Here is a 15598-nt window from a genome sequence, read left to right on the forward strand (position 1 = left end):
GTTGATCGGCCGCGCCCGGTTTCGTGTCAGGCAGCCACCGCCCGCTTGTCCAGGAAATGCTGCTTCAGCGCGATCCCCACCAGAATGGCCAGCCCGACGGCGGTCGAGACCGGCTCTGGCGCGATCAGCAGGAAGGCGGCGATCACCAGCAGCAGGCGCTCGACGATATTCAGCGGCGCCATCAGCCAGTTGGTCAGCGCGGCAGACAGCGACAGGATGCCCAGCACCGCGCCCGAGAAGGCGAGGATGAAGGAGGCCCAGGTAAAGCCCTCTGTGACCAGCAGCAGCGAGGGCGAGAAGACGAAGACAAAGGGCACCAGCGCCTTGCCCATCGAAAGCCGGAAGGCGGTGTTGCCCGCCTTGAACCCGTCCGCCCCCGCAATCCCGGCCCCGGCATAGGCGGCCATCGCCACGGGTGGTGTCACATCCGCGATCACGCCGTAATAGAAGACAAAGAAATGTGCGACCAGCGGTTGCACATCCATCAGCCCCAGAACCGGCGCGGCCACCGCCGCCATGATCAGATAGTTCGCCGTCGTGGGGATGCCGCAGCCCATCAGGATGCAGACGATCGCGGTGATCATCAGCGTATAAAGCAGCGTCAGCGTCGGCGTGGTCATCAGATCAAAGGGCAGCATGCTGAGGAAGGCATAGGTCGATGTGGCCATGTCCTGCGCCAGCGAGGTCACCATGAAGGCGATCTTGAAGCCCACACCGGTCAGCGTGACGATCCCGATGATGACGCCGACAAGTGCGGCGGCGGCGGTGATCGACAGCGATTGACGTGCGCCCTGTACAAACCCCTCGAAAATGCCCGAAGCGGTTTCCTTGATCCCCTCGGTCAGGCCCTTCGCGCTGATGCATTGATACAGATAGACGGCCATGCAGGCGACGATGCCCCAGAAGGCCGACAGAAAGGGGGTGCGCCCCGACATCAGCATATAGACCAGCAGGATCAGCGGCATCACCGACAGCCAGCCCTTTTTCAGCACGGCCATGGCATTCGGCAGCTCTTCCTTGCTGAGGCCGCGGATGCCCAGGCGACGCGCCTCCAGATGGACCTGCACCAGCACGCCGAAGAAATGCATGAAGGCCGGGACCACGGCGGCGATCAGGATCGTACGCAGCGGGATGCCCAGCGATTCCACCATCAGAAAGGCGACCGCGCCCATGATCGGCGGCGTGATCTGCCCGCCGGTCGAGGAGGCGGCCTCGACCGCGGCGGCGAAGTGACGGCGGAAGCCGATCTTGATCATCGCCGGAATGGTCAGCGCACCGGTGGTCACGGTATTGGCGATGGACGAGCCAGAGATCGAACCCATCAGCGCCGAGGACAGCACCGACACCTTGGCCGGGCCGCCGGAATAGCGTCCGGTCAGCGCCGTGGCCAGATCGATGAACAGCGGGCCAAGGCCGATGCGCTGCGCCATCACGCCGAACAGCACGAAATGGAACACATAGGTCGCGATCACGCCAAGCGCGACGCCATAGATGCCCTGCGATGTCAGGTACAGATGGTTGACGATGTTTTTCCAATCGGCGCCCGGATGCACGAAAATCCCCGGCATCTGCTGGCCGAAATAGGCATAGGCCATGAACAGGATCGCGATGACCGGCAAGGGCCAGCCCATCGAGCGGCGCACGGCCTCCAACAGCACGACCAGCATGATGGTGCCCATGGCGACGTCGGTCGTGGTCGGGTTGCCGACGCGGAAGACAAGCTGGTCATAGATCCAGGGCACATACATCGCCGCAATGGCTGCGGCGAAGGCCAGGATCCAGTCCACGACCGGAATCCCAAGAATGGCGAACCGCTTGGCAATGCCCCGGCGATTCGAGAAGGCCGAGAAGCACAGGAACAGCACGAACATCGACACGCCCAGATGGAAGCCGCGATGCGTCGTGGCCTGTGGGATGCCAAATCCGGCGGTATAGAAGTGATAGACCGACAGCAGGAACAGGATTACCGCTGTCAGGATGGCAACCGGGCGCGTCAGCGTGCGAAATCGCGCCTCGGGATCGTATTCTTCCTCTAGCGCGCGCAGGTCGGCTTCGGAAAGTTGGCGCGTCTGATCTTCTGTCATGACGGCTCCCCTGTTGGATTTTCTTTATGGTTTTTTATTGAAATACGGCCCCGTTCCGGGGGCCGTATTCATATCGCGCGGCGGATGATTATTCGATCATCCCGGCTTCGCGGTAATATTTTTCAGCGCCGGGATGGAACGGGATGCCCGCGCCGTCGGTCGCGCTGTCCAGCGTGATCAGCTTGCCCTTGGCATGGCCCGCCGCGAACAGCTTCTGGGTGTTTTCGTTGTAAAGCGCCTTGGTGATCTCGTAGACCAGCTCTTCGGGCTGATCGGCGCTGGTCACGAATTGCGCCCCGACCGAGATGGTGGGAACCTCGCCGTCCTGGCCTTCGTAAGTGCCCGCCGGGAAGTTGTCGGCGGCAAAGAAGGTGTATTCGCCCAGCAGCTTTTCGGCCTCTGCTCCGGTGATCGGGATCAGCTTCACGTCATGCTGGCTGGCCAGTTCGGCAATCGCGCCGGCCGGATAGCCGCCCACGAAGAAAAACGCATCCATCGCGCCATCGCGCATCCGGTCCGCCGCCTGATCAGGCTTCAGATATTCGGCCGAGATATCATCCTCGGACAGACCATAGGCCTCCAGGATCAGCTTGGCATCGACCAGCGTGCCGGAACCCGGCTCATCCAGCGAGACTTTCTTGCCGGCCAGATCCGACACGGTTTCGATACCGGCATCAGCCCGCGCAACCAGATGGATGCTTTCGGGATAGAGGTTCGAGATCAGGCGGAGTTTCTCGACGGGCGGCTGTTCGGACCACAGCCCGGTGCCGGTCTGCGCCCAATAGGCGACGTCGGATTGGGTAAAGCCCGCTTCCATCTGACCGCCATTGATGGCGTTGATATTGCCGACCGACCCGTTCGAGGCAACGGCCGTCGCCACCAGACCCGGCACACCGCAGGATCCGCCATCCTCGCAGGCGCGCGATCCCGGCGGGTTCGAGATCGCATTCGCGATCAGACCACCGATCGGATAATAGGTTCCGGCGGTGCCGCCGGTGCCGATACGAAAGAACGCCATGTCTTGCGCGGCGGCCCCCTGGGCAAAGATGCCAATGGCGGCGGCCAGTCCAAGGATAAAGCGTTTGTTCATGGTAACCCTCCTGTTGGTTATTCCTTCTGGCTATCACGGAAATATCAGGCTCGGGAAGTCAATCGGATTTTCCAAACAGTTCAGAGCAGTTTGCGCTGGACTTATCAGAGTTCGAAATCTGGCCCTATGCATTTCCCGCGAACAGGCGCACCGTCAGGAAAACCCTTTCGATGGACCCACGCACCATGCCCCCTCTGGATCTGCAAACGAATGACCTCTCTCACGTGGTCGAGGCGGACCGCGCCCATGTCTGGCATCACCTGAGCCAGCACAAGGCCTATGAAACCATCGACCCGCGTGTCTTCGTCGAAGGCCGGGGGATGCGGCTGTGGGACGCCACCGGCAAGGAATTCCTTGACGGCGTGTCGGGCGGCGTCTGGACCGTGAATGTCGGCTATGGCCGGGAAAGCATCGCCAATGCCGTGCGCGATCAGCTGATCAAGCTGAACTATTACGCAGGCGCCGCAGGCACCGTGCCGGGGGCGCTGTTCGCGCAGCGCCTGATCGAGAAGATGCCGGGAATGAGCCGCGTCTATTACTCGAATTCCGGGTCCGAGGCGAATGAAAAGGTCTATAAGATGGTGCGCCAGATCTCGCACCACAGACACGACGGCAAGAAGTGGAAGATCCTGTATCGCGACCGCGATTATCACGGCACCACCATCGGCACGCTGGCGACCTCGGGTCAGGATCAGCGGGCGATGCAATACGGGCCCTATCCTGACGGTTTCGTGCGCGTGCCGCATTGTCTGGAATATCACGCGCAATGGGATGTCGAAAATTACGGCGAACGCGCGGCGGATGCGATTGAAGAGGTGATCCTGCGGGAAGGCCCCGACACGGTTGGCGCCATCGTGCTGGAACCCGTGACGGCGGGCGGCGGCGTCATCACCCCGCCCGAGGGCTACTGGCCGCGCGTCCAAGAGATCTGCCGCAAATACGATATCCTGCTGCATATCGATGAGGTCGTCTGCGGGTTGGGCCGCACCGGCACCTGGTTCGGCTATCAGCATTACGGCATTCAGCCCGATTTCGTGACCATGGCCAAGGGCGTCGCCTCGGGCTATGCGGCGATTTCCTGCACCGTGACGACCGAGCGCGTCTTCGAAATGTTCAAGGACGCGCCAGAGGATGTGATGAATTATTTCCGCGATATCTCGACCTTTGGCGGCTGCACCTCGGGTCCGGTCGCGGCGCTGGAAAATATGCGCATCATCGAGGATGAAGGGCTGTTGGAAAACACGGTCGCGATGGGCAACCGGCTGATGGACAACCTGACCACGCTGATGGACAAGCATGCCGTGATCGGCGATGTGCGCGGCAAGGGGCTGTTTTGCGGCGCGGAACTGATGCAGGACCGCGCGACGCGCGAACCGATGGACGAAAAGCGCGTGCAGGCCGTGGTCGCGGACTGTCTGGCGCAGGGGGTGATCATCGGCGCGACCAACCGGTCGGTTCCCGGCTTCAACAATACCCTGTGCCTGTCGCCCGCGCTGATTGCACAGCCCGACGATATCGACGCGCTGACCACGGCCATCGACAAGGCCCTGACCAAGGTCTTTTCCTGATCCCTGCCGGATGGCGCCACTGGCGCCCTCTGACAAACTGGCGCGGCGGGCTTGAACCGCCGCGCGCATTTTGTCTTGATCGGGGGGCATCCGCCGAAAGCCCGCCATGCCGATCCCGACCGAAGCCTTCTTTCTGGACCACAGATCCGAACTGCCGCTGCAACTGCAATTGCGTCGCCAGATCATTGCCGGCGTGCAGGAAGGCCGCTTTCGTCCGGGCGAAAGGCTGCCCTCGACCCGTGCTCTGGCCCGGCAACTGGGTGTGGCGCGGGTGACGGTGACGCAGGCTTTCGCGGAACTGGTCGCCACGGATTACCTGCGCGCGCAGGATCGGGCGGGCTATTACATCTCGGACGCCATCGATCTGGCGCTGGACGTGGATGAGGTCACGCCCGTGGCCGAACGCTTTTCCTGGGACGCGCATCTGGACGACCGTTATCAGCGCGCGCAGCGCAGCGACCGGGTGACGGATTGGCGGCGCTTTCGCTTTCCCTTCGTCTATGGTCAGGCGGACCCTCAGCTTGTCGATCTGTCCGCATGGCGCGACTGTGCCGTCCGCGCCCTGGGGCGGCGCGAATTCGCGCCCATGACCGGCGATCTTTATGGCGAGGATGATCCCGAACTGATCGACTATATCGCCCGCCATATCCTGCCGCGCCGTGGCATCCGGGCCCGCGCGGACGAGATCCTGCTGACGCTGGGCGCGCAGAACGGGCTGTGGCTGGCCGCGCAGATCCTGCTGCGGCAGGGCGGTGACTGCGCGGTGGAAGACCCCTGCTATCCCGGCCTGCGCGAGATCCTGTCCCATACCGGCGCGGTGATCCGTCCGGTGCCGGTCGATGCGCTTGGCCTGCCGCCCGAACAGATCCCCCTGGGCCTGAAGGCCGTATTCACCACCGCCAGCCATCAATGCCCCACCAATTCCACGATGCCGGTCGAGCGTCGTCGCCAGCTTCTGCGGCTGGCGCAGGATCGCGGTTTCGCCGTGATCGAGGATGATTACGAATTCGAGATGTCCTTTGCCGGATCGGCCTCGCCCGCGCTGAAGGCGATGGATCGGGCGGGGGCGGTGATCTATATCGGATCCTTTTCGAAATCGGTCTTTCCGGGGCTGCGGCTTGGCTATGTCGTGGCCGATGCCCGCGTCATCCGCGAGGCGCGGGCCCTGCGGGGCATGGTTCTGCGTCATCCGCCCGGTCTGTTGCAGCGGACTTTGGCCAGTTTTCTGTCGCTTGGCCATTACGATGCGCAGCTGAACCGGATGCGGCGCGCCTATGCCGAACGGCGCGCCGTCATGTCCACGGCCATCGACACCCACGGCCTGTCCCGGGCGGGCGGCGGTCGCGCCGGAGGCTCCAGCTTCTGGCTGGCGACGCCGCCGGGACTGGACAGCGCAAGGCTGGGTCAGGCGCTGCGCGATCATGAGGTGCTGATCGAGCCGGGGACCCCCTTTTTCGCGGATCGGGCCAGGGGGGCGGGTTTCTATCGTCTGGCCTATTCCTCGATCCCCGCATCCCTGATCGAGGAGGGCGTCGACCGGATCGCACAGGTTCTGCAGCGGTTGCAGCGTTAGGCCATGCTATATGGCCCGCCGATGACCGGCTGTCAGGCTGGATTTCACCGCCGGACGCGGCTCGGCGGAAACCGGCCCGACAAGCGGTGGCGCAGCTTTGGGTTGATTTTATCGCCTGCCTCTGCGGTCGTTTATAAGCCGTTGTCGATAAGCGGAAATGCCTGATGCCTGAGCGCCGCGACAGCCTTTCCAATTGGGCGCACTTATCGGCTGAAATTCGCTTATACAAATGATAGTTTTTGTAAGGCAATGATAATTAAAGTTTTTGTAATGATTTTATGTCCTGCGAGAATCGTGGACAGCCTAAATATGTACCATCATTATCAGCTTAGGTGGCAAGCTTTCCCATCAGAATAAAGTCAGTCGGCATCTGTTCGCCGACCGATGGGTCATGCGCTGTAAGCCACCTAAGGTTGTTAAACAGGGAGTTCCAAGAAAATGCCGTCCGAGAATCAAGCGACCGAAGACTGGTGGATCAACGACCAGACACCGGACAACCCCTATGGTAAAAGTGACGACTACGAAGCCTATCTGACCTATATGGGCGCATTGCCCCGCAGTCTGACGCCGGAAATCGCGGCAGAGCCGCTGCGGATCAATGTGACCGGTCTGAACGAGTTTCCCGAATATAAAGAGGCTGCCCTTGGGGCGCTGAATGTCTGGGCCTCGACCACACCGCTGCAATTCGTGATCGTCGATGATGCAGAGTTCAGCAGAGATACCGACTGGATGGAGGTCACCAGCCCCGATCTGGGCGAGACCAGCGACGGCAGCGCCTTTTCCAGCAACCGCTATGTCAGCGTCGGCCAGCGTTTTCACGATACCGAGCCTAATCTGACGGATCTTGGCGGCTATGTCTTTGACGCCTTCATCCACGAATTCGGCCATGAATTTGGCCTGAACCACCCCGGCCTTTACAATTACAGCGGTCCGGGCGGCGTGCAGATCAACTATCTGAACAACGCCACCTGGATCTATGACCGGCAGCAATACAGTGTCATGTCCTATTTCGACGGCATCGATGTGGGCGAGGATACGCGCTGGTCTGCGACCACCCCGCTGACGGCGGATATCGAGGCGGTGATCCGCCGCTTCTTCTCGACTGTCGATGACGATGGGGTGCGGACCTATCAGGCGATCCACCTCAATGATGGCGACAATACCTATGGCTTCAACGCCAATCTCTATGGCTATGAACTGACCTCGTCGGGAATGCAGCGGGATATCGGCTTCGTGATCCACGATACCGGCGGCAATGATACGCTGGACTTCTCGGGCTCGACGGCGGGAACGATCCTTGATCTGCGCGCTGGACAGTTTTCCAGCGTGAACGGCCATCGCAACAATGTCTCGATCTTCGCGGGGCATAATGCGGATCAGACCGAATATTACATCGAGAACGGCATCGGCAGCGGCTATGACGACGTGCTGATCGGCAATGATGGCAATAACGTGCTGGACGGCCGCTATGGCAATGACAGCATGGCGGGCAATGGCGGCGACGACGTCTATTTCGTCGATTCAGCCGATGATGTCGTCCGCGAAGAGGCCAATGGCGGCAATGACACCATCATCGTCATGGTCGATGGGCTGGATATCGGTCAGGTCGATCATGTCGAGAATATCATCTATGTCGGCGGCTCGCCCCTGTCCCCGCCGGATGGCGGCACGGATGAGACGCCCAATGGCGGCGGCACGCTGGGCAGCATCATCTTTGGCACCAACGGGGATGAGACGCTGGATGGCGGTGCGGGCGGCAATACGATCTTCGGTCTGGACGGGGATGATTTCATCACCGGCGGGCGCGACACGCTGGCCAGCCGCGATATCAACAACACCATCGCCATTGCCGATCTTGAGGATCAGACCGAAACCGACGACGGCAATGACGCGCTGTATGGCGGTGCCGGGAACGACACCATCAACGGTGGCGCGGGCGATGACACGCTGGATGGCGGCGATGGCGATGACCTGCTGCGCGGGCAGGCCGGAGCCGATGTCTTCCGCGGTGGCGCAGGCAGCGATACCGTGGATTACAGTCAGGAAAGCCCCTTCCAGTTGCTGGTCAACCTGGAGCGCAATATCGCCAGCGGCGGCACGGCTTCGGGCGATACCTTCGACAGCATCGAAAACCTGATCGGCTCTGATGACCGGATCGACCGCTTTGTGGGTACGTCGGCGGCGAACCACTTTATCGGTCAGGGCGGTGGCGACGTGTTCAACGGTCGTGACGGCAATGACCTGCTGGATGGTGGCCGGGACGGCGACCTTCTGTATGGCGAAGGCGGCGATGACACGATCATCGGCGGCGCGGGTCAGGATTACATCGATGGCGGCGACGGCATCGACACCGCGGATTATTCGCGCAGCTCGGAAGGCGTGATGATCGATCTGGTCAATGGCACCGGCCGTGGCGGCGATGCCGATGGTCCGGTGCAGATCGTCGGCCGTGGCACGGTGATCCGCCACGACATCATCGCCAATATCGAAAACCTGATCGGTTCGGGCTATGACGATCACCTGATCGGCGATGCGGCCAATAACGAACTCTATGGCGGCCGCGGCGATGACACGCTGACCGGCGGTGAGGGCGCCGATGTGCTGCATGGCGGTGCCGGTCGGGATACGGCCGATTACTCTGACTCGACAACCGGCGTCAGTCTGAACCTGTCGGGCAATAACAGTGGCGGCGATACCTATATCTCGATCGAGAACCTTGCGGGATCGGGCATGGACGACCGCCTGCGCGGCGATAATGCTGCAAACCGGCTGGTCGGGCAGGGCGGCGATGACGTCCTTCGCGGCGGTCGCGGTGACGATATCCTCTATGGCGATTTCTTCATCGTAGGCGGACCGACGCCCCGTCCGGGAATGGGCGATGGCTATATCGACCTGGGGGCTGATGCGACGAATAATTCGATCGAGGATGCGCTGGATATCTCGGACAACTTCTCGCTGACCTACGATCCGAATATCTTCGACTCGACCGGCATCCTGCACACGACCGTCAATGCGACGGGCAATGGCAAGGGCGGTTTCTACAAGATCGACCTTGCTGCGGGAACCACGATCACCATCGATATCGATGGCATCGCCGATCCCAATGTGCATGACAGCTGGGTCCGCCTGCTGGACAGCGAAGGAAATATCCTCACTGAAAACGACGATGGCGGCAACGATCCGGGGTCGACCAGCAATCGCGATTCCAGCGCTGTCTTTGTGGTTCAGGAAACCGGCACCTATTACATCGTGGAAGGCGGCTGGTCCCAGGAATCACCGGGCAATGGCTGGACCGAAGCCGTGCCGGAAGGTTCGACCTATACGCTGAATGTCTCGGTCGAGTTCCCGCCGGAACCCATTGCGCCGGGCGAGGCGGGCTCGGACCGGCTGTTCGGTGGCCGTGGCAGCGACCTGCTGGATGGCGGTTTGGAAAGCGACCTTCTGGTCGGTGGCGCAGGCGAGGACTCGTTCCGCTTCTCGACTGAGCTTGGCGATAGCAATGTCGACCGGATCCGCGACTTTACGGTGGGCGATGACCTGATCCTGCTGGCGCAGGATATCTTCAGCGAGATCGAGGATATGGGTGCGCTGGCCTTCGACGCATTCACCAGGAACAAGGCCGGTGTCGCGCGTGATGCAGAAGATCGCATCATCTATGACACCAATGACGGCACGCTGTCCTATGACGCCGATGGGACGGGGGATGGCGACGCCATCGTCTTTGCCCGGCTGAGCAGCGGCCTGAACCTGTCTTCCGATGACTTCTTTGTCATCTGATGACCTGCGGAAGGGGGCAGACGCCCCCTTCCAACCCTTGCTATTCTGATTTTCCCGCCACCCGCGACAGATCAAAAAGGAGAGGCCAGATGAAACGTCATCCAAATCGCCGCGCCATCCTGTTCGCCGCCAGCACGGCCGCGCTTGCCGCTGCCACGGGCGCCAGTGCCGCGCAAGGGGCCGAAATCCGGGGCGTGATCGAATTCGCCACCGGCGATGCCATCCCCAAGGGTCGGCTGGAAGTCTATATTGACGGCGCAGCCGAGGCCCGCGCCGCCGCATCCCGGACAGAGCTTGCCATCGAAGGTGACGCGACGGTGGTTGAATTCGCCCTGCCCACCTCTTCCGCGGATGTGCCCGAGGCAGAGATCGTGGCCGAACTGACCCGTGCCGATGGCTGGCTTCTGGCGCGCGGAGCGGCCCTCGCCAAGCCCGGCGAGCCTGTGACGATCACGCTTTACACGGTGATGTATTAAGCCCTACCACCGCGCATCGGCCTGCATGGCCACTGGCCCATCGGCATAGCTTGTCCACAGATGCAGCCCGTGATCCTCGTCCCGCGCATTCAGCGTGAAATCCGCATCGTCAAACAGCGGCGACAGGCTGCGAAAGTCGAATTGCGACGGTCGCCGCCCGCGCAGCTTTTCTGCATATTGCACCAGCATCGTGGCCTGCAAAGGTCCGTGCACGATCAGGCCGGGATAATGCTCGACCTCGCGCACATAGGGGGTGTCGTAATGGATGCGGTGGCCGTTGAAGGTCAGCGCGGAATAGCGAAACAGCAGCGGGGCCGAGGGGGTGACACGCATCCGGTATTGGCCCTGCGCGGCGGGCGGCGGGCTGGCCGCGCGGCCCGCAGCCTCGGCAGGGCGATAGACGATATCCTGCCGCTCGCTCAGCACGGCGCGGCCATTGGCGGTGATCTCATGTTGTACCGTGACGAAGCACAACGCCCCGCTGCGGCCCTCTTTCAGCGCGACGTCCTGAATGGTCGACTGTCGCGTCACCGTTTCGCCCACGCGAATGTCGTCATGGAAGGTCAGGGCGCCGCCCGCCCACATCCGCCGGGGCAGCGGCACGGGGGGCAGGAAGCCGCCCCTTTCGGGATGGCCGTCCGGCCCCAGTTCCGAGGTCGGAACGGCGGGCTGCGCAAGGCAGAGATGGATCATGACCGGCGCCGGGTCGCCATCCTGCACCGGCCCCGCCTGATCGAAGGTCGCGCGAAAGCGTGCCGCAAGGGCGTGTGTCAGCAGTTCTGATTGCGTCTCGCTGCGGCCGATCCAGCCGCGCAGATGGTCCAGATCGATCATGTCGGCCTCTTGTGGGAATTCGGCAATGCGGGCACCGGGCCATAATGGCGATCCTGCCCTGCGAACTGCGCGGCGGGCGCGGGGTAAGAGACGGGACCGGCCTCGGTTTCCACCCGGATGCGGCGCAGATGCGGGTGCCGCGACAGGCCCGCCATGTCATTGACATTGGCAAAGGCGATATCGGCGCGGATCAGCAGGTCGATGGCGGCTGCCGCATCCGTGCTGGCAAAGGCCGCGCTCAGCATCGCATCGGTCAGATCCCTGTTCGCCACGCGCGCCAGATTGGTCGCCAGACGCGGATCCCGGCCCAGCTCGGGCGCTTCAAGAAACAGTTCCGCCAGCTTGCGCCATTCCCGGTCGCTTTGGACCGAGATCAGGATCTGCTGACCATCGCGGCTGGTAAAGACACCATAGGGTGCGATCGAGGGATGGCGCATGCCGATGCGTTTTGGCCCCTTGCCGCCTTCATGGTTCATCAGCGGCACCGTCAGCCAATCGGCCATGACATCGAACATCGAAATCGCGATCTGCGTGCCCTTGCCGGTGATGCCGCGTTGGATCAGGGCCTCCAGAATCGCGGCATGGGCGGTGGCGCCGGTGGCGATATCGACGATTGAGATCCCGACGCGGGCAGGTTCTTCGGGGCCGCCGGTGATCGAACACAGCCCGGTTTCCGACTGGATCAACAGGTCATAGGCCTTGCGATCCGCCATCGGGCCATCTTCGCCATAGCCAGAGATCGCGCAGCTGATCAGGCGCGGATAATCCCGCGCCAACCGCTCTGGCGGAAAGCCCAGACGGCCCAGGGCGCCGCGCTTGAGGTTCTGGACCAGCACATCCGCCCCTGCCAGCAGATCCGCCAGCGCGGATTTGCCCTCTGGGCTGGCCAGATCCAGCACGCGGCTTTCCTTGCCCCGGTTCAGCCAGACGAAATAGCTGGACTGACCGCGCGCCACATCGTCATAGCCCCGCGCGAAATCGCCCTCGGGCCGCTCGATCTTGATCACGCGCGCCCCGGCATCGGCCAGACGGCAGGTGGCAAAAGGCGCGGCCACGGCCTGTTCGATGGCAATGACGGTCAGGCCTTCCAGCGGGCGCATCAGAAGGACCGGGGCAGGCCAAGGATATGTTCGGCCACATAGGACAGGATCAGATTGGTCGAGATCGGCGCGACCTGATACAGCCGGGTTTCGCGGAATTTGCGTTCGACGTCATATTCATTCGCAAAGCCAAAGCCGCCATGCGTCTGGATGCAGGCATTCGCGGCCTCCCAACTGGCCTTGGCGGCCAGATATTTGGCCATGTTCGCCTGTGCACCGCTGGGCTGCTGTGCGTCATAAAGACGGCAGGCCTCGTAGCGCATCAGGCTGGCGGCCTCGATTTCGACAAAGGCCTCGGCGATGGGAAACTGCACGCCCTGATTCTGGCCGATGGGGCGGCCAAAGACGACGCGCTCATTGGCATAGGTCGTGGCGCGGTCGGTGAACCAGTAACCATCGCCGATACATTCCGCCGCGATCAGCGTCCGTTCGGCATTCAGCCCGGTCAGGATATATTTGAAACCCTGTCCCTCTTCTCCGATCAGGTTCTCGGCCGGGATTTCCAGATTGTCGAAAAACAATTCGTTGGTTTCATGGTTCACCATATTGGCGATGGGCTTCACCTCCATCCCCGATGCCATCGCCTGTTTGATATCGACGATGAAGATGGACATGCCCTCGGATTTCTTGCGCACCTGATCCAAAGGTGTCGTCCGGGCCAGCAGGATCATCAGATCGGAATGCTGCACGCGGCTGATCCAGACTTTCTGACCATTGATCACATAGCGGTCGCCCTTGCGCACCGCCGTGGTCTTGATCTTGGTCGTGTCGGTGCCGGTCGTCGGTTCGGTCACGCCCATGCTTTGCAGGCGCAATTCGCCGCTGGCGATGCGGGGCAGGTATTTCTGGCGCTGCGCTTCGGATCCGTGCCGGACCAGCGTGTTCATATTATACATCTGACCGTGACAGGCGCCGGAATTGCCGCCTGCGCGGTTGATCTCTTCCATGATGATGCTGGCCTCGGTCAGGCCAAGGCCCGATCCGCCATAGGCCTCGGGGATCAGGGCGGCCATCCAGCCCGCCTTGGTCAGCGCCTCGACGAAATCTTCGGGATAGGCGCGATCGGCATCGATCTTGCGGTGATATTCGTCGGGAAATTCCGCGCAAAGCGCGCGGACCGCGTCGCGAATATCCTGATAATCATCGGATTGATGCAGCGTCATTCTGCCCCCTCATGCCTTTGTTCGGGACAGTTTGGCGCCTTGGCAGGAATAATTCCAATAGATGATGATGCTATCAGCTATGCCATGACGTTATGATTGCGGCGGATATTCGGCGATCTCGATCAGGTTGAGATCCGGGTCGCGCAGATAGATCGACGTGATCGGACCCGTCGCGCCGCTGCGTGCCACCGGGCCTTCGATAATCGCGACGCCCTTGCGCCTCAGCGTGGTGATGACCTGCGCCAGCGGGCGATCCGCGATGAAGCACAGATCCAGCGATCCGGGCACGGGCAGATGTGCTTTCGGCTCGAACTCTTGCCCCTTCACGTGGATATTCAGCTTCTGCCGACCAAAGCGCAGGGCCTTGCGGCCATCCCCGAAGGTCTCAAGCGCCATGCCCAGAATATCGACATAAAAGGCAATGCAGGCGCGTTCATCCGTGGTCGTAAGGACAAGGTGGTCAAGCCGGTCGATCATCATATCCTCATGGCAGGACGGTCAGCAGCAGCGCCCAAAGCGATATCAGAACGCCCATTACCAGCACATAGGCCAGATTCCATTTCAGCCCGACATCGCGGGGCGGAATCTTCCCGAAAGAGGCGACCAGCAGAACCGATGCGGTAAAGGGCGAGGTCGTTCCCGACAGGGCCCAGCCGCCGGTGATCGCGACGACCATCGCCGCAGGGGGGATGCCCAGCACCTCGGGTGACGGTAGCAGCGGCACCAGCAGCGACACGGCCAGGATCGGGTTCATGCCGATCTGCCCGGTCAGAGGCACCAGCCAGACCATGGCCACCACGATCAGTTGCGGTGGCAGCACGGTCAGGTCCAGCCCTGTCCGCTGGATCGCGGGCACCAGAACGAAGGCGCCAAGGCTGCCGATAAAGCCCGCCATGAACAGCAGCACGATCTGGCTGCGATAGGTCGGCAATTCCTGCATCAGAAAGGCCGCGACCCGCCGCCGGGTCTGCGGCAGGCGTGGTCCAAGGGCCGGATCCGCCTGGGCAAAGCTCCAGATCAGGGCGATCAGCGGGACAAGCGTCATCACGGCGCCGATCACCTCGACCCCTGTCAGCAGATACAGCAACAGCGTGCCCGCCGCGACGATGGCCAGCAGCAGGATCAGCGGCCGCAGATAGCGCAGCCAACTGCCGCTCTCGGGCGGACGCGGTGGCGGGGTCTGCGTCAGACGCGGCTTGAAGATCGTGTCCATCGCCCAGCCGACGGCGATCATCAGCGCCGTGGTGACCAGACAGGGCAGCAGCACCGCCCCCCAGCTTGCCCCCGGCACCAGTGCCAGCGTGATCACCATCGAAAAGGTCAGTGGCGACCAGCACAGCGTCGCGGCAAAACCGCGCTGGATGGCGACCAGCATCCGCCGCAGACGCAGGCGTCTGATCCGGGCATCGGGCTCTGACGCGGTGCTTTCAACCGCCAATGAGCCCAGCAGCGCGATAGAGCCATACATCAGGATCAGGCCGAACAGATGCCCGCCAATCGTCAGCGCCAGATAGCGCCGACCGGGCGGTTGCCGCGCCAGAAACCGGCCGCATTCCAGAATCGCGGGCGAACGGATGGCCGCGCTGCGCAGGGCCGAAAGCGCACAGTAAAGCGCGATGACGAAGGTGCCCGTCTCGACCGCTTTCAGCAGCCCTGCGGGCCAGTCCTGATGGGTTGCCATGGCCCAGATGACCAGCACCAGACCGATGGCGACGAAGGTGACCTCTTTGGCTGGCACGCTGAGACAGAAGGCCAGAACCACCAGCACCGCAAGCCCGCCTGCGATCGCTGCAATGACGTGGCTGCCGCTGTATTCGAACAGGATCATCCCCAGCATGACCACCGCCAGCAGCAGCCCGGCCACGGCGTTGATACGCTCATGTCCCTTGATCATCCCTGTCCCCCGGGGCTTTCTTGGCGGCCTTTGCCGCAT

The 15598-nt window shown here is 62.3% G+C and carries 11 protein-coding genes; 4 read left to right on the forward strand and 7 right to left on the reverse strand.

The window, feature by feature from the left end; translation table 11 throughout:
• Positions 1-26: 26 nt before the first annotated feature.
• Both JHX87_RS16630 and JHX87_RS16635 read right to left on the reverse strand, forming a co-directional pair.
• Complete coding sequence (locus JHX87_RS16630; protein ID WP_271883687.1) at positions 27-2084, reverse strand: TRAP transporter permease; 2058 nt, start codon at positions 2082-2084, stop codon at positions 27-29.
• Between the two features lie 88 nt (positions 2085-2172).
• The gene (locus JHX87_RS16635) at positions 2173-3174 is read right to left on the reverse strand and encodes a TAXI family TRAP transporter solute-binding subunit (protein WP_271883685.1); all 1002 of its coding nucleotides are present in this window, start codon (positions 3172-3174) and stop codon (positions 2173-2175) included.
• A 185-nt stretch (positions 3175-3359) separates the two neighbouring features.
• On the opposite strand from JHX87_RS16635, the gene tpa reads away from it, so the two are divergent.
• The 4 genes from tpa to JHX87_RS16655 all read left to right on the forward strand — a co-directional run bounded on the left by tpa (position 3360) and on the right by JHX87_RS16655 (position 10568).
• A complete protein-coding gene (gene tpa, locus JHX87_RS16640) occupies positions 3360-4742 on the forward strand; it encodes a hypotaurine--pyruvate aminotransferase Tpa (RefSeq protein WP_271883885.1) in 1383 nt (460 codons plus the stop codon).
• A 106-nt stretch (positions 4743-4848) separates the two neighbouring features.
• On the forward strand, positions 4849-6315 hold the full coding sequence (gene pdxR / locus JHX87_RS16645; protein ID WP_271883684.1) for a MocR-like pyridoxine biosynthesis transcription factor PdxR: 1467 nt from the start codon (positions 4849-4851) through the stop codon (positions 6313-6315).
• A gap of 438 nt (positions 6316-6753) precedes the next feature.
• Entirely contained in the window at positions 6754-10092 is a 3339-nt protein-coding gene (locus tag JHX87_RS16650; protein ID WP_271883683.1) for a M10 family metallopeptidase C-terminal domain-containing protein, read from the forward strand.
• An 89-nt stretch (positions 10093-10181) separates the two neighbouring features.
• Positions 10182-10568, forward strand: a complete 387-nt coding sequence (locus JHX87_RS16655) for a hypothetical protein (RefSeq protein ID WP_271883682.1) — start codon at positions 10182-10184, stop codon at positions 10566-10568.
• Positions 10569-10571: 3 nt separating this feature from the next.
• On the opposite strand, the gene JHX87_RS16660 is transcribed toward JHX87_RS16655, so the two are convergent.
• From JHX87_RS16660 to JHX87_RS16680, 5 genes are all read right to left on the reverse strand, one after another.
• Positions 10572-11402, reverse strand: coding sequence for an HTD2 family dehydratase (locus JHX87_RS16660; RefSeq protein ID WP_271883680.1), 831 nt, complete (start codon positions 11400-11402; stop codon positions 10572-10574).
• Complete coding sequence (locus tag JHX87_RS16665; RefSeq protein WP_271883679.1) at positions 11399-12502, reverse strand: CaiB/BaiF CoA transferase family protein; 1104 nt, start codon at positions 12500-12502, stop codon at positions 11399-11401. Before JHX87_RS16665 ends, JHX87_RS16660 begins: the two co-directional genes overlap by 4 nt.
• The gene (locus JHX87_RS16670) at positions 12502-13665 is read right to left on the reverse strand and encodes an acyl-CoA dehydrogenase family protein (RefSeq protein WP_271883677.1); all 1164 of its coding nucleotides are present in this window, start codon (positions 13663-13665) and stop codon (positions 12502-12504) included. Before JHX87_RS16670 ends, JHX87_RS16665 begins: the two co-directional genes overlap by 1 nt.
• Positions 13666-13755: 90 nt before the next feature.
• The gene (locus tag JHX87_RS16675) at positions 13756-14142 is read right to left on the reverse strand and encodes a VOC family protein (protein ID WP_271883676.1); all 387 of its coding nucleotides are present in this window, start codon (positions 14140-14142) and stop codon (positions 13756-13758) included.
• Between the two features lie 7 nt (positions 14143-14149).
• Positions 14150-15559 carry a hypothetical protein gene (locus JHX87_RS16680; RefSeq protein ID WP_271883675.1) on the reverse strand — a complete coding sequence of 470 codons (1410 nt, stop codon included), beginning with the start codon at positions 15557-15559 and terminating at the stop codon, positions 14150-14152.
• Positions 15560-15598 lie beyond the last annotated feature (39 nt).

Origin of the sequence: Paracoccus fistulariae, from assembly GCF_028553785.1 — a bacterium.
Taxonomy (GTDB): Bacteria; Pseudomonadota; Alphaproteobacteria; order Rhodobacterales; family Rhodobacteraceae; genus Paracoccus; species Paracoccus fistulariae.

What these genes read in the sequence shown, in the direction of transcription:
- JHX87_RS16630 (WP_271883687.1), bottom strand. Translation starts at nt 2,084, where the DNA reads ATGACAGAAGATCAGACGCGCCAACTTTCCGAAGCCGACCTGCGCGCG.
- JHX87_RS16635 (WP_271883685.1), bottom strand. Translation starts at nt 3,174, where the DNA reads ATGAACAAACGCTTTATCCTTGGACTGGCCGCCGCCATTGGCATCTTT.
- tpa (WP_271883885.1), top strand. Translation starts at nt 3,360, where the DNA reads ATGCCCCCTCTGGATCTGCAAACGAATGACCTCTCTCACGTGGTCGAG.
- pdxR (WP_271883684.1), top strand. Translation starts at nt 4,849, where the DNA reads ATGCCGATCCCGACCGAAGCCTTCTTTCTGGACCACAGATCCGAACTG.
- JHX87_RS16650 (WP_271883683.1), top strand. Translation starts at nt 6,754, where the DNA reads ATGCCGTCCGAGAATCAAGCGACCGAAGACTGGTGGATCAACGACCAG.
- JHX87_RS16655 (WP_271883682.1), top strand. Translation starts at nt 10,182, where the DNA reads ATGAAACGTCATCCAAATCGCCGCGCCATCCTGTTCGCCGCCAGCACG.
- JHX87_RS16660 (WP_271883680.1), bottom strand. Translation starts at nt 11,402, where the DNA reads ATGATCGATCTGGACCATCTGCGCGGCTGGATCGGCCGCAGCGAGACG.
- JHX87_RS16665 (WP_271883679.1), bottom strand. Translation starts at nt 12,502, where the DNA reads ATGCGCCCGCTGGAAGGCCTGACCGTCATTGCCATCGAACAGGCCGTG.
- JHX87_RS16670 (WP_271883677.1), bottom strand. Translation starts at nt 13,665, where the DNA reads ATGACGCTGCATCAATCCGATGATTATCAGGATATTCGCGACGCGGTC.
- JHX87_RS16675 (WP_271883676.1), bottom strand. Translation starts at nt 14,142, where the DNA reads ATGATCGACCGGCTTGACCACCTTGTCCTTACGACCACGGATGAACGC.
- JHX87_RS16680 (WP_271883675.1), bottom strand. Translation starts at nt 15,559, where the DNA reads ATGATCAAGGGACATGAGCGTATCAACGCCGTGGCCGGGCTGCTGCTG.